20 protein-coding genes are annotated in these 19,884 nt (G+C 71.6%); 11 read left to right on the forward strand and 9 right to left on the reverse strand.

Annotated elements, in window-relative coordinates; translation table 11 throughout:
* The first annotated feature begins 28 nt into the window (after positions 1-28).
* The 4 genes from ACFY2L_RS13835 (at position 29) to ACFY2L_RS13850 (ending at position 4,156) form a co-directional block, all read left to right on the forward strand.
* On the forward strand, positions 29-982 hold the full coding sequence (locus ACFY2L_RS13835) for an ABC transporter ATP-binding protein (RefSeq protein ID WP_390822437.1): 954 nt from the start codon (positions 29-31) through the stop codon (positions 980-982).
* Positions 983-984: 2 nt separating this feature from the next.
* A complete protein-coding gene (locus ACFY2L_RS13840; RefSeq protein ID WP_390822438.1) occupies positions 985-1,755 on the forward strand; it encodes an ABC transporter permease in 771 nt (256 codons plus the stop codon).
* 110 nt (positions 1,756-1,865) lie between these two features.
* Complete coding sequence (locus ACFY2L_RS13845; protein WP_390822439.1) at positions 1,866-3,266, forward strand: ABC transporter ATP-binding protein; 1,401 nt, start codon at positions 1,866-1,868, stop codon at positions 3,264-3,266.
* Positions 3,263-4,156 (forward strand): ABC transporter permease, encoded by an 894-nt coding sequence (locus ACFY2L_RS13850; RefSeq protein WP_390660985.1) that lies wholly within the window; start codon positions 3,263-3,265, stop codon positions 4,154-4,156. Before ACFY2L_RS13845 ends, ACFY2L_RS13850 begins: the two co-directional genes overlap by 4 nt.
* Positions 4,157-4,171: 15 nt before the next feature.
* On the opposite strand, the gene ACFY2L_RS13855 is transcribed toward ACFY2L_RS13850, so the two are convergent.
* Positions 4,172-4,504 carry an ATP/GTP-binding protein gene (locus ACFY2L_RS13855; RefSeq protein ID WP_390660986.1) on the reverse strand — a complete coding sequence of 111 codons (333 nt, stop codon included), beginning with the start codon at positions 4,502-4,504 and terminating at the stop codon, positions 4,172-4,174.
* Positions 4,505-4,726: 222 nt separating this feature from the next.
* Here ACFY2L_RS13855 and ACFY2L_RS13860 point away from each other — a divergent pair, with 222 nt between their 5' ends.
* Positions 4,727-5,755, forward strand: coding sequence for an LLM class flavin-dependent oxidoreductase (locus ACFY2L_RS13860; protein WP_390660987.1), 1,029 nt, complete (start codon positions 4,727-4,729; stop codon positions 5,753-5,755).
* 101 nt (positions 5,756-5,856) lie between these two features.
* On the opposite strand, the gene ACFY2L_RS13865 is transcribed toward ACFY2L_RS13860, so the two are convergent.
* Positions 5,857-6,249, reverse strand: coding sequence for an SCO5389 family protein (locus tag ACFY2L_RS13865; protein ID WP_390660988.1), 393 nt, complete (start codon positions 6,247-6,249; stop codon positions 5,857-5,859).
* A 319-nt stretch (positions 6,250-6,568) separates the two neighbouring features.
* Between ACFY2L_RS13865 and nucS the strand changes: the two genes are divergently transcribed.
* Positions 6,569-7,240 (forward strand): endonuclease NucS, encoded by a 672-nt coding sequence (gene nucS / locus ACFY2L_RS13870; protein ID WP_390660989.1) that lies wholly within the window; start codon positions 6,569-6,571, stop codon positions 7,238-7,240.
* Between the two features lie 82 nt (positions 7,241-7,322).
* On the opposite strand, the gene ACFY2L_RS13875 is transcribed toward nucS, so the two are convergent.
* Positions 7,323-9,857: an ATP-binding protein gene (locus ACFY2L_RS13875; protein WP_390822440.1), complete on the reverse strand. Its 2,535-nt coding sequence runs from the start codon at positions 9,855-9,857 to the stop codon at positions 7,323-7,325.
* Between the two features lie 260 nt (positions 9,858-10,117).
* On the reverse strand, positions 10,118-10,441 hold the full coding sequence (locus ACFY2L_RS13880; RefSeq protein ID WP_020131168.1) for an STAS domain-containing protein: 324 nt from the start codon (positions 10,439-10,441) through the stop codon (positions 10,118-10,120).
* Positions 10,442-10,864: 423 nt separating this feature from the next.
* Here ACFY2L_RS13880 and ACFY2L_RS13885 point away from each other — a divergent pair, with 423 nt between their 5' ends.
* A complete protein-coding gene (locus ACFY2L_RS13885; RefSeq protein WP_390660991.1) occupies positions 10,865-11,437 on the forward strand; it encodes a cob(I)yrinic acid a,c-diamide adenosyltransferase in 573 nt (190 codons plus the stop codon).
* On the opposite strand, the gene ACFY2L_RS13890 is transcribed toward ACFY2L_RS13885, so the two are convergent.
* Complete coding sequence (locus ACFY2L_RS13890) at positions 11,434-12,003, reverse strand: hypothetical protein (RefSeq protein ID WP_390660992.1); 570 nt, start codon at positions 12,001-12,003, stop codon at positions 11,434-11,436. The two genes, ACFY2L_RS13885 and ACFY2L_RS13890, sit on opposite strands and share 4 nt — an antisense overlap.
* Positions 12,004-12,155: 152 nt before the next feature.
* On the opposite strand from ACFY2L_RS13890, the gene ACFY2L_RS13895 reads away from it, so the two are divergent.
* The 4 genes from ACFY2L_RS13895 (at position 12,156) to ACFY2L_RS13910 (ending at position 16,372) form a co-directional block, all read left to right on the forward strand.
* On the forward strand, positions 12,156-13,334 hold the full coding sequence (locus ACFY2L_RS13895) for a sensor histidine kinase (RefSeq protein WP_390822441.1): 1,179 nt from the start codon (positions 12,156-12,158) through the stop codon (positions 13,332-13,334).
* Positions 13,331-13,981 carry a response regulator gene (locus ACFY2L_RS13900; RefSeq protein WP_390660994.1) on the forward strand — a complete coding sequence of 217 codons (651 nt, stop codon included), beginning with the start codon at positions 13,331-13,333 and terminating at the stop codon, positions 13,979-13,981. Before ACFY2L_RS13895 ends, ACFY2L_RS13900 begins: the two co-directional genes overlap by 4 nt.
* A gap of 118 nt (positions 13,982-14,099) precedes the next feature.
* The gene (locus tag ACFY2L_RS13905) at positions 14,100-15,923 is read left to right on the forward strand and encodes a glycosyl hydrolase family 18 protein (protein ID WP_390660995.1); all 1,824 of its coding nucleotides are present in this window, start codon (positions 14,100-14,102) and stop codon (positions 15,921-15,923) included.
* A 209-nt stretch (positions 15,924-16,132) separates the two neighbouring features.
* Positions 16,133-16,372 carry a hypothetical protein gene (locus ACFY2L_RS13910; protein ID WP_390660996.1) on the forward strand — a complete coding sequence of 80 codons (240 nt, stop codon included), beginning with the start codon at positions 16,133-16,135 and terminating at the stop codon, positions 16,370-16,372.
* A gap of 22 nt (positions 16,373-16,394) precedes the next feature.
* Here the strand turns inward: ACFY2L_RS13910 and ACFY2L_RS13915 are convergent, their stop codons facing one another.
* The 4 genes from ACFY2L_RS13915 to ACFY2L_RS13930 form a co-directional block, all read right to left on the reverse strand.
* Positions 16,395-16,841: a DUF2550 domain-containing protein gene (locus tag ACFY2L_RS13915; protein ID WP_390660997.1), complete on the reverse strand. Its 447-nt coding sequence runs from the start codon at positions 16,839-16,841 to the stop codon at positions 16,395-16,397.
* A 172-nt stretch (positions 16,842-17,013) separates the two neighbouring features.
* Complete coding sequence (locus tag ACFY2L_RS13920) at positions 17,014-17,388, reverse strand: F0F1 ATP synthase subunit epsilon (RefSeq protein WP_390660998.1); 375 nt, start codon at positions 17,386-17,388, stop codon at positions 17,014-17,016.
* Positions 17,389-17,518: 130 nt separating this feature from the next.
* On the reverse strand, positions 17,519-18,955 hold the full coding sequence (gene atpD, locus ACFY2L_RS13925) for a F0F1 ATP synthase subunit beta (protein WP_390660999.1): 1,437 nt from the start codon (positions 18,953-18,955) through the stop codon (positions 17,519-17,521).
* On the reverse strand, positions 18,955-19,872 hold the full coding sequence (locus ACFY2L_RS13930; protein ID WP_390661000.1) for a F0F1 ATP synthase subunit gamma: 918 nt from the start codon (positions 19,870-19,872) through the stop codon (positions 18,955-18,957). Before ACFY2L_RS13930 ends, atpD begins: the two co-directional genes overlap by 1 nt.
* Between the last annotated feature and the right edge of the window lie 12 nt (positions 19,873-19,884).

The raw sequence follows: 19,884 nt of genomic DNA on the forward strand, positions 1-19,884 counted from the left end.
CGCCCGGCACCGGACCTAGCGTGGCCGCATGATCGAGCTGGTGGGCCTGACGAAGCGGTACGGCGAGAAGGTCGCGGTGAACAACCTGACCTTCACCGTGAGACCGGGTGTCGTCACGGGCTTCCTCGGCCCCAACGGCGCCGGCAAGTCCACCACCATGCGGATGATCCTGGGCCTGGACCGGCCGACCGCCGGGGACGTCCGGATCGACGGCCGGCACTACGACCGCCTCGATGACCCCCTCACCCGCATCGGCGCCCTGCTGGACGCGAAGGCCGTGCACGGCGGGCGCAGCGCCTTCAGCCATCTGCTGTGTCTGGCGCAGAGCAACGGCATCCCCAGGAGCCGGGTGCACGAGGTGCTGGACACGGTGGGTCTGACGGCCGTGGCGAGGAAGAAGGCCAAGGGGTTCTCGCTGGGCATGGGACAGCGGCTCGGCATCGCGGGCGCGCTGCTCGGCGATCCCCGGATCCTGATGTTCGACGAGCCGGTGAACGGCCTGGACCCCGAGGGCATCCACTGGATCCGCACCCTGATGAAATCGCTGGCCGCGCAGGGCCGGACGGTGTTCGTGTCGTCCCACCTGATGAGCGAGATGGCGCTGACCGCCGATCACCTCGTGGTCATCGGGCAGGGCAGGCTGCTCGCGGACACCTCCATGGCGGACTTCATCGCCCGCAACTCCAGGGCGTACGTCCGCGTCCGCACCCCGCAGCGCGAGCGGCTGCTGGACGTGCTGCACGACGCCGGGGTGACGGTGGTCGAGAGCGGCGAGGGGGTGCTGGAGGTGGACGGCGGCAAGGCCGAGCGGATCGGGGAGCTGGCCGCCCGGCACGGCGTCGTGCTGCACGAGCTGAGTCCTCAGCAGGCCTCCTTGGAGGAGGCGTTCATGCAGCTCACCGCGGAGACCGTGGAGTACCACGCGCACACCGGCGAACCCCCTGGCCCGCAGTGGGGCGACGACTGGACGGGGAGGGGCTGAGCATGGCGGCGATCCAGGTCGTGCGGTCCGAGTGGACCAAGATCCGGTCGGTGGCGTCCACCGTCTGGACACTCTCCCTCGCCGTGGTCGTCACCGTCGCCCTCGGCATGCTGATCTCGGCGCTGTCCCGGCACGAGTACGACACCATGGGCGCCGGCCGCCGGCTCTCCTTCGACCCGACGTACATCAGCTTCGCCGGGATGAGTCTGGGCCAGCTCGCGATGATCGTGTTCGGCGTGCTGGTGGTCTCCAACGAGTACAGCACCGGCATGATCCGCACCTCGCTGTCCGCGGTGCCCCGGCGCGGCACCTTCCTCTTCAGCAAGATCGCGGTGGCGGCCGGGCTGGCCCTGGCCGTGGGGCTGGCGACGAGCTTCGTCACCTTCGCCCTGGGCCAGGCGATGCTCGGCCCGCACCGCGCGGAGCTCGGGGACCCGGGCGTGCTGCGGGCGGTGGTCGGCGGCGGCCTCTACATGACGCTCATCGCGGTGTTCTCGATGGGTGTGGCCGCGATGCTGCGCTCCCCGATGCTCTCGCTGGGCATCCTGATGCCGTTCTTCTTCCTGATCTCCAACATCCTGGGCAATGTGCCGGCCACGAAGAAGGTCGGCCGCTATCTGCCCGACCAGGCGGGCAGCCGGATCATGCAGGTGGTCGCCCCGGTCGACGACAGCCCTCCGTACGGGCCCTGGGGCGGGCTCGCGATCATGGTGGCGTGGGTGGCCGCGGCGCTCGTCGGCGGGTACGTGCTGCTGAAGAAGCGCGACGCGTGAAGCTTTGGGCTTTGCTTTGATTTGAGCGGAACCGTCAGCGCCTCGATAAGCTCCTAACCCTTACGGGGGCGTGTGCCCCGCTGTCCTGAACCTGTCGATGGGTGCGGAGCATGATCGAGGCAGTCGGCCTGACCAAGCGCTACGGCGACAAGACCGCTGTGTACAACCTTTCCTTCCAGGTGCGGCCGGGTGCCGTCACCGGCTTCCTCGGGCCCAACGGCTCCGGCAAGTCGACGACCATGAGGATGATCCTCGGCCTGGACAACCCCACGTCGGGGACGGTGACGATCGGCGGCTACCCGTACCGCAAGCTGCCGAACGCGCCCCGCCAGGTCGGTGCCCTGCTCGACGCCAAGGCCGTGCACGGCGGCCGGCACGCCCGCAACCACCTGCTGTGCCTGGCGCAGCTGTCCGGCATCCCGGCCCGCCGGGTGGACGAGGTGCTCGGGGTGGTCGGCCTCCAGGACGTGGCGAAGCGGCGGTCCAAGGGCTTCTCCCTGGGCATGGGCCAGCGGCTCGGCATCGCGGCGGCGCTGCTCGGCGACCCGCAGGTGCTGCTGTTCGACGAGCCGGTCAACGGCCTCGACCCCGAGGGCATCCTCTGGGTCCGCAACCTGATGAAGTCACTGGCGGCGGAGGGCCGTACGGTCTTCGTCTCCTCCCACCTGATGAGCGAGATGGCGCTCACGGCCGACCACCTGATCGTCATCGGTCGGGGCCAGCTGCTCTCCGACATGAGCGTGCGGGACTTCATCTCGGCGAACTCCGCGGACTTCGCCCGCGTGCGCACCCCGCACACCGAGCCGCAGCTCCGCGAGAAGCTCGCCTCGGCGCTGACGGAGGCGGGCGGCCACGTCCTCCCCGAGCAGGACGGCGCCCTGCGGGTGATGGGACTGGCGCTGCCGCGGATCAGTGACATCGCCCACGACACCGACGTACGTCTGTGGGAGCTGTCGCCGCACCAGGCCTCCCTGGAGGAGGCGTACATGCGGATGACGCAGGGGGCCGTCGACTACCGCTCGACCACCGACCAGAAGGCCGGCCTCCAGCAGCCCCTGCCTCCCGGCGCCACACCCCCCGTGCCGGTCCCCGGCCAGGGCCAGCCCGGCTGGTACGCCCCGCCCCCGCCGCAGCACGGGTACGCCCCGCCGCAGCCGGCCCAGGTGAGCCACGGCGCCCCCGCCCCGTACGCCGCGCCCGCCCCCCACGGCGCCAACCCGTACGCGCAGCCCGCCGCCGCCCCGGCCGGCGCCGCGCCCGTGCAGCCCGCCGCACCCGCCCCCGCGGCCCCGACGCAGCCGCCGGCCTCCCCGGCGGGAACGGCACCCGCGAGCGCCACCCCGGCCCCGCCCGCCGCCCCGGCGGCAAGCCCGGCTCCCGCCCCCGCGGCCGCCGCCCCGCAGGACCAGGCGCCGGCCGCGCCCGCCTCGCTCACCAAGGCGGCCCCCGCCCCCGCCCCTGCCCCCGCCTCCGACGCCGCCCCGACGACCCAGCCCGAGGACGCCCGATGAGTACCCCGCAGCACCCCTCCCCGCAGGCCGCCGCGCCCGTCTGGCAGGGAGCGGCCGGTCCCTCGTACGCCGCCGGGCCCGGCGGTCTGTCCGGCTACACCTCGCCGATCCCGGTCGTGCGGACGCACCTCGGGCACGCCATCGCCTCCGAATGGACCAAGATCCGGTCGGTGCGCTCCACGATGTGGACGCTGGGGGTCTTCGTCCTGCTCGTCGTCGGCATCGGGATGATGGTCGCGCTGATCGTCGACGCGAACGCCTCGGAGGGCGACCTCTCCGGAGAGAACCCGCTGTCGTTCGGCTTCTTCGGCGTGCTCCTGGGCAGCATGCCGATCATCACGCTCGGCGTCCTCACCACCGCCTCCGAGTACGGCACCGGCATGATCCGCACCACGATGGTCGCGTGCCCCTCGCGCGGCCGGGTCCTCGCCGCGAAGGGCATCGTGTTCTTCACGATCGCGTTCGTCGTGACCCTGGTGTCGACCGGCTTCGTCGCCATGGTGGACGCGTCCCTGTTCACCGGCGCGCGGGAGCCGTCCGGCAGCGAGTGGCTGAAGGCGACCGTGGGCGTGTCCTTCTACATCGCGCTGCTCGGCCTGCTGTCGCTCGCCGTCGGCTCGGTCATCCGGCACTCGGCGGGCGCCATCACCATCATGATCGGCCTGCTGCTGGCCCCGCTGGTCATCGCGATCTTCATGTTCTCGGAGTCCCTGGACAACGTCCGCCAGGCGCTGTTCGAGTACTCGATCCCCAGCCAGCTGGGCGTCTGGTACTCGGCCTCGCTCAGCGACAGCGGCCCGTCCGGCTGGGACCCGCTGTGGATCGCGCTCGGCGTCACGGCCGCCGCGTTCGCCGCCGCCTTCGCCCTGCTGGAGAAGCGGGACGTGTAGGACGGGACGGCTTCCTCAGAAGCGAGGCGCGTTACGGGACCGCTGCACCCCCGGGGTGCGGCGGTCCCGCGCGTTCCAGCAGGCCTTGTGCCAGTGCCGGCGTTCGTCGACGCCCGAGTGCTCGGGCCAGGCGACGACGTGCGGGACGCCCCCTGGGATCATCTGGTCGCAGCCCGGGCAGCGGTACGTCTTGCCCTGCGCGCTCGCCCCTGCCACATGCCGCACGCTCCACTCCTCGCCCAGCCAGCTCACCGAGGACTGCCAGCCGCCGTAACGGCTCGCGCGGTCGTCCTCGGCGCTCCGGCCGGACGAGCCCTCACCCTTGGGGCGGTTGCGACGCGGGGACACGGGACACCTCACGGGGCTATACAGGAAGCAGTGTTCCTGTCCAGCCTACGCGGCACCGGCAGGGGTACCCGTAGCGGACCGATCCCCACAAGTCCCCCTCCCTGACGCCCCATTCTGCAGACAATCGGCAAATCTCCCCGCCAGGCCGTGTCCTCGGCACGTGTCAGACGGTTATGCCGGGTGGGGGAGCTCCGTGTCGGAGCCAAGGAAGCAGGAAAGTCCATGCGCGTTGGTAGTTTCGTGTTGGGTGCCCAGTTCCCCGGGCAGGGCCAGGGGGAGGCGCTGCACCGCGCGGTCCGCTCCGCCGAGGTCGCCGAGGAGTCGGGTCTTGACTCGGTCTGGCTGGCCGAGCACCACTTCGTGCCGTACGGCACATGCCCGTCGGCGGTCACCCTGGCCGCTCTGCTGCTGGGCCGCACCCGGCGCATCCGGGTCGGTACGGCGGTGAGCGTGCTGCCCACCGCCCACCCCGTCGCCCTCGGCGAACAGGCCGCACTGCTGCATCTGACGAGCGGCGGCCGGTTCTCGCTGGGCGTGGGCCGCGGCGGGCCGTGGGTGGACCTGGAGGTGTTCGGGTCGGGCCTGGAGGCGTACGAGAAAGGGTTCCCGGAATCACTCGATCTGCTGGTGCGCTGGCTGCGCGAACCGTCCGTGGGCGCCGACGGGGAGCGCTTCCGGTTCCGTGAAGTCCCCGTCGTACCACGCCCGTCGGAGGCCCTGACGGACACCGAGGGGCCTGAGGTCGTCGTCGCGTGCACCTCGCCGGCGAGTGTGCGGCTGGCCGCCGAGCGCGGACTTCCGATGCTGCTCGGGATGCACGTCGGGGACGAGGAGAAGGCCGAGATGGTCGCCCTGTGGCGGCAGCACGCGCGCGCGGCGGGCCGGTCCGGGGACGAGATCCGGGCCGCGGCCCATGTCTCGGCCGGTGTCTGCCAGCTCGCGGACCGGCGTACGGACGCGGTGGAGACGCTGGTGAAGGCGATGCCGGGCTGGCTGCGGGAGGGACTCGACGCACATGTGACGGTGGACGGCCGCGCCCGCTCGATGCGGGACCCGGTGGCGTACACCGAACTGCTCTGCGGACTGCACCCGGTGGGCACGCCGCGGCTGTGCGTCGACCGCCTCGCGGCGACCAGCGAGCGGACCGGCATCTCGCGCTTCGCCCTGCTGGTGGAGGGCTCGGGCGACCTGGCGGCCACGGAGGAGAACGTACGGCGGCTGGGCTCGGAGGTACTCCCCCACCTCCGCTGACACCCCTGCCGAACGGCCCGGTGGGGCCGGGAGCTTGCCGCTCCGGTACTGATGGCACCTCCCACGTGAGGAGCGGCAAGCGACAGGCTCACACTGATGCCTCAGCAGTCCCGGAATTCCGGCGACTGGTTCAGCACCTGGCTGCGCACCGAGGTGAAGCGGACGAGCTTCTCGTCGACAGCCTGGTCCAGCGGGAACACCGCCACCCGGTGGCAGTTCTGGAAGGCCAGCCGTACACCGAAGTGCCGCTGCAGGGCGCCGCGTATGGCGTCACTCGCGAGCGCGCGCAGCAATTGCCCGCGCGCCTGCTCGTCCGGCGGGGGCGTCTGGTTGTCGGCGAAGTCTCCGCCGTCCACCTTCAGCTGGGCCACCAGGGAGCTGATCATCTCCCATGCGTAGGGCAGGGAGGTCCGGACGCAGTCGACGAATTCAGCTTCGTCGACCTCGCCTCGCTCGGCCTGTTCGAGTAGGGCCGGTGAGACGTCGAGCGACATGGGTTCTCCTCTCGCACCCCCGAGAGCGCAGGGGTTGCCGGACAGGGCACGGGAGTTCGCCATGCCGAAACACCGCAACGCTGAGTACACGCATCGCGACCTCCCGTTTATACGGTAGGCAACTGACCGTGACGGCACCAGGAGAATGGGCACATAGGCGGTTCCCACGGGGCACACAATCGGCCAGAGTCGGCCGCGGTCCGAATGATCGTTTTCCAGATGAAAAGGGGCGTGCCCCGAGGGGCCACGAGGACGGCGGTGGCGGGAGACGGGCGGGCGAATCGCGTGGGGCGCGAGGTGTCGGATAGCGTTGCCGACCATGCGTCTCGTCATCGCCCGGTGCTCCGTCGACTACGCCGGCCGGCTCACCGCCCATCTCCCCTCAGCCCCCCGTCTCATCCTGGTCAAGGCGGACGGCAGCGTCTCGATCCACGCGGACGACCGGGCCTACAAGCCCCTGAACTGGATGTCGCCGCCCTGCACGCTGAAGGAGGGGACCGGCGACGAGGAAGGCGTCTGGACCGTCGTCAACAAGGCGGGCGAGAAGCTCATCATCACCATGGAGGAAATCCTCCACGACTCCTCGCACGAACTGGGCGTCGACCCCGGCCTGATCAAGGACGGCGTGGAGGCGCACCTCCAGGAACTGCTCGCCGACCGCATCGACACCCTCGGCGAGGGCTACACCCTCATCCGCCGCGAGTACATGACGGCCATCGGCCCGGTCGACATCCTGTGCCGGGACGCGGAGGGGCGGACGGTCGCGGTCGAGATCAAGCGGCGCGGCGAGATCGACGGCGTCGAGCAGCTCACCCGCTATCTGGAGCTGCTGAACCGCGACCCCCATCTCGCCCCGGTCCGCGGCATCTTCGCCGCCCAGGAGATCAAGCCGCAGGCCCGCGTCCTCGCCGCCGACCGCGGCATCGGCTGCCAGGTCCTGGACTACGACGCCCTGCGGGGGATCGAGGACGACAAGCTGCGGCTGTTCTGAACGGCGGTCGCGTTCCCCGTACGACGGCGAAGGGCCGGGTTCCCGGGAGAGGAACCCGGCCTTCGTGCTGCCCGGGGGTGTCTCAGATCACCGGGTCCGACGAGAGCGAGGAGGACGACGAGGACGCGCTGCAGGGTGAGACCGGCGCGCTGGAGGTCGTGCCGCCGGCCGAGGTGCCGGTGGACGGCGGGGTGCTCGGGGTGGAGGAGGCCGACGGGGACTGGGACGGCGAGGGCGAGGACGAGCTGCCGCCGGAACCCGACGACGACGGACTCGGCGACGCGGAGTGCGAGGGCCTCGGGGACCCCGACGACGAGGACCTGGTGGGGGACGGCGAGGACCCGCCGCCAGCCCCCTGCGTGCTGCCCGGCGCCGGTGTGGTGGCCGTCTCCGTCGGCGTGGGATCGTCCGAGGTCCCCATCGTCCCGTCCGGTCCGGGATCCGTGGGCCTGCTGGTGGCCGTGCCCGTGTCTCCGGTGCCGGTGCCGGCGCCCGGAGTGTCCTGGTCGACGCCGCCGTCGCCGAGGCCGGTGCTGGCGGAGGGGTTCACTCCGCCCCGGTCGGTGGGGTCGTGGGCGTCGTTGCCGGAGGTCGCGCCGAGCGTGACGACGGTGCCGAGCACGGCGACGAGCAGCGCGCCGGCACCGGCCGCGACCAGGTTGCGCCTGGCCAGGCCCCTGAGACCGCCCCGGTCGCGGTGCGCCGGGGCCGGCGGGGTCACCGGCCGGTGGACGACGGTCTCGGCCTCGGGCGGGTAGGTGGGCGGTGCCGCCTGGATGCCGCGCGGCGGGGACGCCGGCTCCTCGTGGCGGGCGTCGGGCATGTCCTCGCCGGCCGTCGCCAGGGCCAGGCCGGGGATGTCCCCCGAGCGGTCGGCGACGAGGGCGAGCGCGCGGCGGCCGGCGACGGTACCGCGCTTGTCGGTGAGGGCGCCGCGCAGGCCGAGCGAGGCCTCCAGCTCGGAGCGGGCCCGGTCGAGGTCCCCGGCGCAGAGCGCGAGGACGCCGAGTTCGTGGTGGAAGTAGGCGCGGTCGGCGGACTCCCCGGCGAGCCGGGCCGCCTCGGCGCCCTCGTGCAGGGCGCTCTCCCAGGCGTTCCAGTGCAGTCCCGCGGCGAACGCGGGCGCCGCGGCGCGGGCGAGCCGGACGGCGGTGGCCTCCTCGCCCTCGGCGGGCGGGTTCGTCGTGGGCACCACGAGGGCGAGGGCGGCGAGGACGGCGTCCGCCTCGGCGCAGACCCGCTCGGGGGTGACGGACGGGTGGGCGGCCCACCAGGCGTAGTGCTGGGCGGCGGTCCCGGCGCGGGTCTCGGTGTCGTCGTCGTATCCGGCGGCCTCCAGCTGGGTCTGGACGCCGGCGGCGAGCCGGTAGCGGGTGCCGACCGGGGAGACGAGTCCGCAGGCGACCAGTTCGCCGAGGGCCGCGTCGGCGTGGGTGTCGCCGACCAGGGCGGGCAGGTGGGCCTGGTGCGGGACCTCGCCGCCGAGGGCAACTGCGAAGCGCAGGGCGGCGCGGGCGGAGGAGCTGAGGCGGGCGGCGAGCAGCGGGGCGGGGGCGGCGGCCTCGCCGAGTGAAGGGAGGGGTATCTCCTCGGCCTCGCCGGCCCCGGTGTCGACGGGCGCGGTGAGCGGGCGGGCGTCCTCGAAGACGCCGAACGCGTCCACCGCGTCGACGTTGGCGCGCAGTTGGTCGCGCTGCCGCAGCAGGGCGCCGGCCTGGACGAAGCGCAGCGGCAGGCCCTCGGACTCGAACCAGAGGTCGCCCGCCCAGTTGGCCTCCTCCTCGGTGAGGGTGCGGCCGACGGCGCGCTCGATGACCTCGACGCCGCCCGCGCGGTCCAGGCCGCTGAGGACGACCTCCTCGACGGCGGAGCCGGCGGAGGGCGGCGGGGTGTCGGGGGTGGCGCCGAACAGGAAGGCGCACTCGGGCGTGGCGTCCAGGAGTTCGTCGAGGAGCGCGCCGCCGAAGTCCAGGTCGTCCACGACGACGACCGCGCCGATCTCCCCGACGAGGGCGCGCAGTTCCTCGTCGTCGGGACGGTGGCGGTCGGCGTCGTAGACCGTGTGGAAGAGGTCGTGGAGCAGTGCGGCCGGGGTGCGGCCGAAGCCGGAGAGGAGGACGACGCCGTCGGGGGCGAGGTCCTCGCAGTCCTCGGCGACGAGGTCGAGGAGGCTGGTGCGGCCGGAGCCGGCCGGTCCGACGAGGCGGACGGAGCGGCCGCGGGCGAGGAGGCGGACCAGTTGTTCGCGCTCGTCCTGGCGGCCGAGCAGCGGCTGCGTGGGCGGGGTGGGTCCGGCGGGGGCGGGCGGCCGGGCGGTGTGCTCGAACTCGGCGCGCTGCTCGGGGGTGCGCTTCGCGGGGCGCTCGGGCCGCTCCGTGGGCGGGCAGAGTTCGATCTCGCTGCCGTCCACCGGGTTGACGGTGAGCAGGTGTTCGCCGGCGACCACGCGCACCGTGCGGGCGCGGCCCGGGGTGTGCTGGCCGAAGTCGGGTGTGAGGGGGTCCCTGGACGGGCGGGGGCGCGGCGTCTGGCCGCTCCCGGTCTCGAATGCGTTCGACCGGGAGGCGGCGCCGTCGTCCTGGCCGTACTCCTCGGGTCCCCGGGTGGTCGGGTCCATGGGTCCAAGCCCCCCAAAAAGCGTCGTGTGGCGGTAGCCCCTCCCGGCCTTGCTGCACACTGCGCTGTCGCTTCTGGTCCGGTGCCCGCTCGAGGGCTGCGGGCGGCGGGCAGACGAACCGTAAACCTTGGCCCAGTATCCACGACAGTCCGGGGTGCCGGGCCGTCCGAGACGTCACAGTCCGGTGAGGATTGCGCCGCCGGGTGATTCCGCCGCAGGCCACCCGGCCTGTGCACGACGGACCCGGCTCTTCCGGTTTGTCACACCCGGGGCAGGGACTCCACCCCGATACCGCCCTCGATCGCCAGGATCCTGTGCAGCCGGGTGGCCACCAGCAGGCGCTGCATCTGCGGCGGTACGCCGCGCAGCACCAGGCGCCGGCCGCAGCGGCCGGCCCGCCGGTGGACGCCCATGATGACGCCGAGTCCGGTGGCGTCCCAGGAGTCCAGTTCGGACAGGTCGAGCACCAGGTCGCCGACGCCGTCGTCCACGGCCGTGTGCAGGGCCGTGCGGGCGTCCGCCGCGCTGCGCACGTCGAGGCGGCCCCCGACGACCAGCTCGACGTGGTCGCCCCTGATGTGCATAGCGCTCCCCTAAGCGTGCGTCTCGTGCTCCGCGGTGTGATGTCCGGTGTTGCATGCTCTGACTGCGCGAAGCGGTCGGAGGTTGCCGTCTGTGAGCGATCCGATACCGAATTCACCCGCAGGGGTGAGACCCCTGAGGCCTGTGCGGTTTCAGTGCTTGTAGTTAGCCCTGCCCGCTCTCGCGTCCGATGTCACCGGCGTCAACCATCCGGCGCATCGGCCGTATGGCTCTCGGCCGGAGACTAGCGGTCGTGAGGCGCTGCGTGACCGGTTAGTAACGCGTCTCACGTCTCACGGCGTGAGACGCCGGTCACGTCGTCAATTCCTGTCCGATACAGGCCTATTCCCGCCGATTGCACCCGTACTGACCTGCCGTGACACACCGAACGGAGCGGATCGGCGGGGACGGTCTAGATTGGCCGCATGGTCAACCTGACGCGCATCTACACGAAGACCGGCGACAAGGGCACCACCAACCTCGGCGACATGAGCCGGGTCGCCAAGACCGATCTCAGGATCGCCGCGTACGCCGACGCCAACGAGGCGAACGCGGTCATCGGTACGGCGATCGCGCTGGGCGGCCTCGCCGAGGACGTCGTCGGGGTCCTCACCCGGGTCCAGAACGACCTGTTCGACGTGGGCGCGGACCTGTCGACGCCGGTGGTGGAGAACCCGGAGTTCCCTCCGCTGCGGGTCGAGCAGCACTACGTCGACCGGCTGGAGGCGGACTGCGACCGCTTCAACGAGCGGCTGGAGAAGCTCCGCTCGTTCATCCTCCCCGGCGGCACCCCGGGCGCGGCCCTGCTCCACCAGGCCTGCACGGTCGTACGCCGCGCCGAACGCTCCACCTGGGCCGCCCTGGAGGTCCACGGCGAGGTCATGAACCCGCTCACCGCGACCTACCTCAACCGCCTGTCGGACCTGCTGTTCATCCTGGCCCGGACGGCCAACAAGGACACCGGCGACGTGCTGTGGGTGCCGGGCGGGGAGCGCTAGCGCAGGCCGGCCGGCTCACGCTCCGCTTCGCCCCGCGGCCGCCGCTTCGGGAAGACGGTGTAACTCGCGGCGATGACCAGGTTGATGCCGACGACGAACAGCATCCGCTGCTGCCACGCCCGCAGCGAGCCGGTCTCGCCGTCGCCGCCGACGTACCAGACGGCCGCCTGCAACAGGGCCGCGGCGACCAGCGCGGCGAGGATCCAGCGGCCCGCGACCTTCCATTCGTGGAGGGCGCGGGCCGTTCCGTACTTCGGGGGCCGCGCGGGCGGCGGGCCGCCGGCGAAGCGGTGGGCGACCCGGGCGTCGGCCCACCGGATCGTCGAGTGGCCGAGGCCCACGGTGAAGCCGATGTAGACGGCGGCGAGGCCGTGCCGCCAGTCGGGCTCGGCTCCGTTCCTGAGGTCGACGGCGCTCACTGCGAACAGCACGGCCTCCAGCAGCGGTTCGCAGCACAGCAGGACCAGTCCCAGCCTCGGCATCCGGAACACGTACCGGCAGGCCAGTCCGGCGGCCAGCAGCACCCAGAAGGCCACCTCGCAGGCGATGATCAGTGCGACGATCACGGTTGGCTCCTCTCGGTCGCCTCTCCAGGCTCCCGCCGCGCGCGGCCGGCTTCGTCGTCGCCGGCGACGAACTCGGAGTACATCGAAAGATGCAGACGGGACCGTCCCCCGGGAGCAGGCGGGCAGTGCGCGGGGCGTGTTGGATGGAGGCCATGGCCGTACGACGACTGCCCCGCCCGCACCGTTTCGACGTGTGGATCGCGGTCGGGGGGCTCCTCGGCGGGCTGCTGCTGGCGATCATCGGCCTGAACACCCGGCCGGCCGACGACCCCCTCACCCTCTTCGACGGCCGCTGGCCGCCCCTGCTGCCGCTGACCGTGACGGCCGGCTGCGAACTGCTGCGCCGGACGGCCCCGCGCACGGCCCTGATCGTCGGCAGCGTCGCCGTCACCGCGGACCTGGTGACCCAGGGCAACCTGTCCACCGTGCTGATGTTCACCGACGTCATGTACGCGGCCGTCCTGTACGGCCCGCTCGCCTCGGCCCGCCGCATCCAGTGGATCACCGGGCTGCTCACCGTGGCCGGGACGGTCGTGCCGTTCGCGGTGTGGCGGGTGCCGCAGGCGCTGCTGATCGGCGTGGTCGTCGGCGTCGTCGCCTACGCCCCCGCCTCCACCGGCTGGATCGTGCGCGACCACCGCGACGCCGCCGAGGCCGCCCGGCTGCGGGCCGAACAGACCGCGCTGCTGGCCGAGACGGACCGCGTCCAGGCAGTCACGGCCGAGCGGGCGCGCATGGCGCGGGAGTTGCACGACATGGTCGCCAACCACCTCTCGGCGATCGCCATCCACTCCACGGCCGCGCTGTCCCTCGACGAACCGGAGACCTCCCGGCAGGCGCTGACCGTCATCCGGGAGAACAGCGTCGACGGGCTCGCGGAGATGCGGCGGCTGATCGGGATCCTGCGCGACGGCAGCGGGGACCGCGAGCCGGCCGCGGCGCCCACGCTCGACGGCGTGGCGGCCCTGGTCGACGGCGCCCGCGCCAACGGCCTGGACGTCACGCTCGACAGCCGGCCCGGCGAGGTCCCCTCCCCCGTGGAACTCGCCGCCTACCGCATCGTCCAGGAGGCGCTGACCAACGCCCTCAAGCACGCCCGCCCCGGCCGGGTCACGGTGTGCCTCGCCCGGCGAGACGGTGTGCTCGACGTCCGGGTGAGCAGCCCGTACGGTCCCGTGGACGGTCCGCGCGCCCCCGGTTCCGGGGCCGGTCTCGTCGGGATGCGGGAGCGGGCGGCGCTGCTGGGCGGCACGTTCGAGGCCGGGCCGGAGGGCGCCCTGTGGACCGTACGCGCCGCGCTCCCCCTCATCGAAGGAGACCACCGTTCATGAGCCGTGCCATCCGTGTCCTCGTCGCCGAGGACCAGTCCGCCGTCCGTGCGGGGCTCGTCCTGATCCTGCGCAGCGCGCCCGACATCGAGGTGGTCGGGGAGGCGGCGGACGGGGAGCGGGCGGTGACGCTGGCCCGGGAGCTGCGGCCCGATCTGGTGCTGATGGACGTTCAGATGCCGCGGCTCGACGGGGTGGCGGCGACCCGGCAGGTGGTCGAGGAAGGGCTCGCGGACGTCCTCGTGCTGACCACCTTCGACCTCGACGAGTATGTGTTCGGGGCGTTGCGGGCGGGCGCGGCCGGGTTTCTGCTGAAGAACACGGAGGCACGGGATCTGCTGACGGCGGTCCGTACCGTGGCCGCCGGTGAGGGGCTGATCGCCCCGGCCGTCACCCGGCGCCTGATCGCCGAGTTCGCCGCCAGGCCGGTACGGCGGCCCACCGTCGACCCCGCCGCCCTCGACGCCCTCACCCGGCGCGAGCGCGAGGTGCTGGCCTGTCTCGGGGAGGGCCTGTCCAACGCCGCGATCGCCGGGCGGCTGGACATGGCGGAGGCGACGGTCAAGACGCACGTCAGCCGGTTGCTGGGGAAACTGGAGCTGCGCAGTCGGGTCCAGGCGGCCGTACTCGCCCAGGAGTGGGGGGTCTGACAGCCGTATACGAGAGTGGTCCAGACCTATTGACCCATGGTCCAGACCTTTCTATTCTCGCGGCACTGTGGGTGCGAAGGCTCAGTCGCGCCCCCCAACTCCCCATAGGAGGCGCAGAATGCGCTTCGGACACAGAGCAGCGGCCGGGGTCGCGACCCTGCTGCTCCCGCTGGCCGGACTGGTCGGCCTCGCGGGCCCCGCACAGGCCGCGACGACCGCGACGGCCACCTACGCCAAGACCCAGGACTGGGGCACCGGCTTCGAGGGCAAGTGGACCGTGAAGAACACCGGCACCACGGCCATCAGCTCCTGGACGGTCGAGTGGGACTTCCCCTCCGGCACGTCCGTCACCTCCGCCTGGGAGGCCGACGTCACCTCCTCTGGCACCCACTGGACCGCCAAGAACAAGTCCTACAACGGCTCCCTCGCCCCCGGCGCCTCGGTCTCCTTCGGCTTCAACGGCGCGGGCTCCGGCTCCCCCGCCAACTGCAAGCTCAACGGCGACAGTTGCGACGGCACGACGGTGCCGGGTGACGCCTCCCCGTCCGCGCCGGGCACCCCCACCGCCTCCGGCATCACGGACACCTCGGTGAAGCTGGCCTGGTCCGCCGCCACCGACGACAAGGGCGTCAAGAACTACGACGTCCTGCGCGACGGCGCCAAGGTCGCCACCGTGACGGCCACCTCGTACACCGACACCGGTCTGACCGCCGGCACCGACTACTCCTACACCGTCCAGGCCCGCGACACCGCCGACCAGACCGGACCGGTCAGCGGCGCGGTCGCCGTGCACACCACGGGCGGCACCACCCCTCCCCCGACCACCGGCTCCAAGGTCAAGCTCGGCTACTTCACCGAGTGGGGCATCTACGGCCGCAACTACAACGTCAAGAACCTGGTGACGTCCGGCTCCGCCGCGAAGATCACGCACATCAACTACGCCTTCGGCAACGTCACCGGCGGCAAGTGCGCGATCGGCGACTCCTACGCCGACTACGACAAGGCGTTCACCGCCGACCAGTCCGTCAGCGGCGTCGCCGACACCTGGGACCAGCCGCTGCGCGGCAACTTCAACCAGCTGCGCCAGCTGAAGGCCAAGTACCCGAACATCAAGGTGCTGTGGTCCTTCGGCGGCTGGACCTGGTCCGGCGGCTTCGGCCAGGCCGCGGCGAACCCGGCCGCCTTCGCCCAGTCCTGCTACGACCTGGTCGAGGACCCGCGCTGGGCCGACGTCTTCGACGGCATCGACATCGACTGGGAGTACCCGAACGCCTGCGGTCTGTCCTGCGACACCTCGGGCGCCGCGGCCTTCAAGAACCTGATGTCCGCGCTGCGCGCCAAGTTCGGCGCGAACTACCTGGTCACGGCGGCCACCACGGCCGACGGCTCCTCCGGCGGCAAGATCGACGCCGCCGACTACGCGGGCGCCGCGAGCTACGTCGACTGGTACAACGTGATGACGTACGACTTCTTCGGCGCCTGGGCCGCCCAGGGCCCGACCGCCCCGCACTCCCCGCTCACCTCCTACAGCGGCATCCCGACGGCCGGCTTCACCACGGCCGACGCGATGGCCAAGTTCAAGGCGAAGGGCGTCCCCGCGAGCAAGCTGCTCATCGGCATCGGCTTCTACGGCCGCGGCTGGACCGGCGTCACCCAGGACGCCCCCGGCGGCACCGCCACGGGCCCGGCGGCCGGCACCTACGAGCAGGGCATCGAGGACTACAAGGTCCTCAAGACGTCCTGCCCCGCCACCGGCACCGTCGCGGGCACGGCCTACGCGAAGTGCGGCAGCAATTGGTGGTCCTACGACACTCCCGCCACGATCGGCACGAAGATGGCGTGGGCCAAGACCCAGGGTCTGGGCGGCGCGTTCTTCTGGGAGTTCAGCGGTGACACCGGCAACGGAGAGCTGGTGAGCGCCATCAGCGGCGGACTGGGCTGACCCCTCCCCCGCTCCCCGCGTGCGCGTCGCGGGCGGACCTCCGGGTTCGCCGGCGGCGCGCACCGTCCGTTCGCGCGCCCCTGGGCGCACGCCTCGCAGGGACCTTCGGCCCTGCGCCGGTGGGCCCCTCGACCGGTGGAGCGGGCCCGCGCGCCGGGGACACTGTAGATCTCAGAACGGTGATCGGAACATCTCACTCGGGGGAGATCATGAAGCGCAGGCCCGGCAGGAACAAGCCACGCCCCAGCGGGCTCAGGGGCCTGGCACGGCCCAGGGCGGGAACCCTCGGGGTCTTCGCCGGAACCACCGCGGCCGCCCTGCTGGCGGCCACCTGTCCCGTCACCGTCACGGTGACGCTCAACCCGCAGACCGGCCCGGTCGTCGTCAGCCGGGACAGCGGCCTGACGCAGCCGGACGCCGGCCAGGTACGGCCGGAGTGCCCTCTCTAGCGGGCCTGGAAGGATCCGGCCCTCAGGCCACGTTGACCCGCTGCCCGGGCGGAGCCGCCTCCAGCCAGGCGAGGAACCCGGTCAGCGCGTCCTCGCTCATCGCGAGCTCGAGACGCGTCCCGCGATGGGTGCAGGCGAGGACGACCGCGTCGGACAGGAGCGCCAGCTCCTCCTCGCCCTCGGGCAGCCGGCGGCCGGCCACCTCGATCGAGGCACGCTCCAGGACGCGGCGGGGACGGTAGGCGTAGGAGAAGACGCGGTACCACTCGATGCGGTCGCCGTTGTAGCGGGCGACGCCGTAGCTCCAGCCCTTTCCGCTCGTGTCCGGTTTCTCGGGGATGTCCCAGCGCAGGGAACAGTCGAAGGTGCCGCCGGAACGCTGGATGAGTCTGCGGCGCAGACCGAAGACGAACAGCCCCAGCACCACCAGGGCCACGACGATTCCGCACACAGTCAGAGCGAGGACCATCGACACCGACCTCCTCGTCTCCTAGGTACCGAAATATAGGTAACGGAACGGAAAAAACATCCATATCTGCCTCAGCCGCGACCGGCTCCGGATTGCTCCGGTGCCGACCGCGGCTGAGTGACGTCACAGCTCCGCTCTCCAGACCTCAGGGGCCTGGGACGGGCCTCCGGCTTCAGCGCGTGGCCGCCGCTCGCAGGCGTACGTCCGCGCGACGCTGGGCGGCGGCGTCGGCGTCCGACTTCGCCCGCTCCAGCGCTCGCTCGGCGCGCTGGACGTCGATCTCGTCCGACAGCTCGACGATCTCGGCCAGCAGCGACAGCTTGTTGTCCGCGAACGAGATGAAACCGCCGTGCACCGCGGCGACGACCGTCCCACCATCACTCGTACGGATGGTCACCGGGCCCGACTCCAGCACACCGAGCAGCGGCTGGTGACCGGGCATGACGCCGATGTCGCCGGACGTGGTGCGCGCGACGACCAGGGTGGCCTCGCCGGACCAGACCTCTCGGTCGGCCGCGACCAGCGCGACGTGCAGCTCAGCAGCCAAGGTGGCTCCTCGGGTCACCACCCGGCGGTTCTGCCGGGTGTTGGTTACAAGTCTAGTGGGCGTGAGAGAGGGGGCGGGACGCGCCCGCCCCCTCACACGAACTCAGAGCTCCGAACCCGGAGGTCCGGGTTCAGGAGACGCCCAGCTCCTTGGCGTTGGCCTTGAGGTCCTCGAGGCCACCGCACATGAAGAACGCCTGCTCCGGGAAGTGGTCGTACTCGCCGTCGCAGATCGCGTTGAAGGCCGCGATCGACTCGTCCAGCGGGACGTCCGACCCGTCGACGCCGGTGAACTGCTTGGCGACGTGGGTGTTCTGGGACAGGAAGCGCTCCACGCGACGGGCACGGTGGACGACGAGCTTGTCCTCCTCGCCGAGCTCGTCGATACCGAGGATCGCGATGATGTCCTGGAGGTCCTTGTACTTCTGCAGGATCGTCTTGACGCGCATGGCGGCGTCGTAGTGGTCCTGCGCGATGTAACGCGGGTCCAGGATGCGGGACGTGGAGTCCAGCGGGTCCACGGCCGGGTAGATGCCCTTCTCGGAGATCGGACGGGAGAGAACCGTCGTCGCGTCGAGGTGGGCGAAGGTGGTGGCCGGGGCCGGGTCGGTCAGGTCGTCGGCGGGGACGTAGATCGCCTGCATCGAGGTGATCGAGTGACCGCGGGTCGAGGTGATGCGCTCCTGGAGGAGACCCATCTCGTCGGCCAGGTTCGGCTGGTAGCCCACCGCGGAGGGCATACGGCCGAGCAGGGTCGACACCTCGGAACCGGCCTGCGTGAAGCGGAAGATGTTGTCGATGAAGAACAGCACGTCCTGCTTCTGGACGTCACGGAAGTACTCCGCCATCGTCAGACCCGCGAGGGCCACGCGCAGACGGGTGCCCGGGGGCTCGTCCATCTGGCCGAAGACCAGCGCGGTCTTGTCGATGACGCCCGAGTCGGACATCTCCTCGATGAGGTCGTTGCCCTCACGGGTGCGCTCACCGACGCCGGCGAACACGGAGACACCGTCGTGGTTGTTGGCGACGCGGTAGATCATCTCCTGGATGAGCACCGTCTTGCCGACGCCGGCGCCGCCGAACAGACCGATCTTGCCGCCCTTGACGTACGGGGTCAGCAGGTCGATGACCTTGACGCCGGTCTCGAACATCTCGGTCTTCGACTCGAGCTCGTCGAAGTTCGGGGCCTTGCGGTGGATGGACCAGCGCTCGCCGTCGTACTTCTCGTCGACGTTCAGCACCTCACCGAGGGTGTTGAACACCTTGCCCTTGGTGAAGTCGCCGACCGGGACGGTGATGCCCGTGCCGGTGTCGGTGACCGCGGCCTGGCGGACCAGACCGTCGGTGGGCTGCATGGAGATGGTGCGGACCAGGCCGTCACCCAGGTGCTGGGCGACCTCCAGGGTCAGGATCTTCTTCTCGCCCGCGTTGGCCGGGTCGGCGACCTCGACGTGCAGCGCGTTGTAGATCTCCGGCATCGCGTCGACGGGGAACTCCACGTCGACGACCGGGCCGATGACCCGGGCGACGCGGCCCGTGGCCGTCGCGGTCTCAACAGTGGTGGTCATTAGCGGTCACTCCCCGCGGTCGCGTCGGCCAGGGCGCTCGCGCCACCGACGATCTCGCTGATTTCCTGGGTGATTTCGGCCTGGCGGGCCGCGTTGGCAAGCCGGGAGAGGCTCTCGATGAGCTCACCGGCGTTGTCGGTGGCCGACTTCATCGCGCGCCGCGTGGCGGCGTGCTTCGAGGCCGCCGACTGGAGAAGCGCGTTGTACACGCGGCTCTCCACATAGCGCGGCAGCAGGGCGTCGAGGACGTCCTCCGCCGACGGCTCGAAGTCGAACAGCGGGAGGATCTCGCCCTGCGGCTTCGCCTCCTTGGCCACCTCGTCGAGGCTGAGCGGCAGCAGACGGTCGTCGAGGGCCGTCTGCGTCATCATCGAGACGAACTCGGTGAAGACGATGTGGATCTCGTCCACGCCGCCCTCGGCCGTGTCCTTCTCGATGGCCTCGATCAGCGGAGCCGCGACCTTCTTGGCGTCCGCGTACGTGGGCTCGTCGGTGAAGCCCGTCCACGACTCCGCGATCTTGCGCTCACGGAAGTTGTAGTGGGCGACACCGCGCCGGCCGACGATGTACGTGTCGACCTGCTTGCCCTCGGCCTCGAGGCGCGCCGTCAGCTGCTCCGCGGCCTTGATGGCGTTGGAGTTGAAGGCGCCGGCGAGACCACGGTCGCTCGTCAGGAGCAGCACCGCGGACCGCGTGACCGTCTCGGCCTGCGTGGTCAGCGGGTGCTTGGTGTTCGAGCCGGTACCGACCGCAGTGACCGCGCGGGTGAGCTCGGCCGCGTAGGGCGTGGAGGCCGCCACCTTGCGCTGCGCCTTGACGACGCGCGAGGCGGCGATCATCTCCATCGCCTTCGTGATCTTCTTGGTCGCGGTGACGGATCGGATGCGACGCTTGTAGACCCGGAGCTGTGCTCCCATGAGTCAGGTCCC

The sequence above is a fragment of the Streptomyces sp. NPDC001381 genome (assembly GCF_042895685.1).
Lineage (GTDB): Bacteria > Actinomycetota > Actinomycetes > Streptomycetales > Streptomycetaceae > Streptomyces.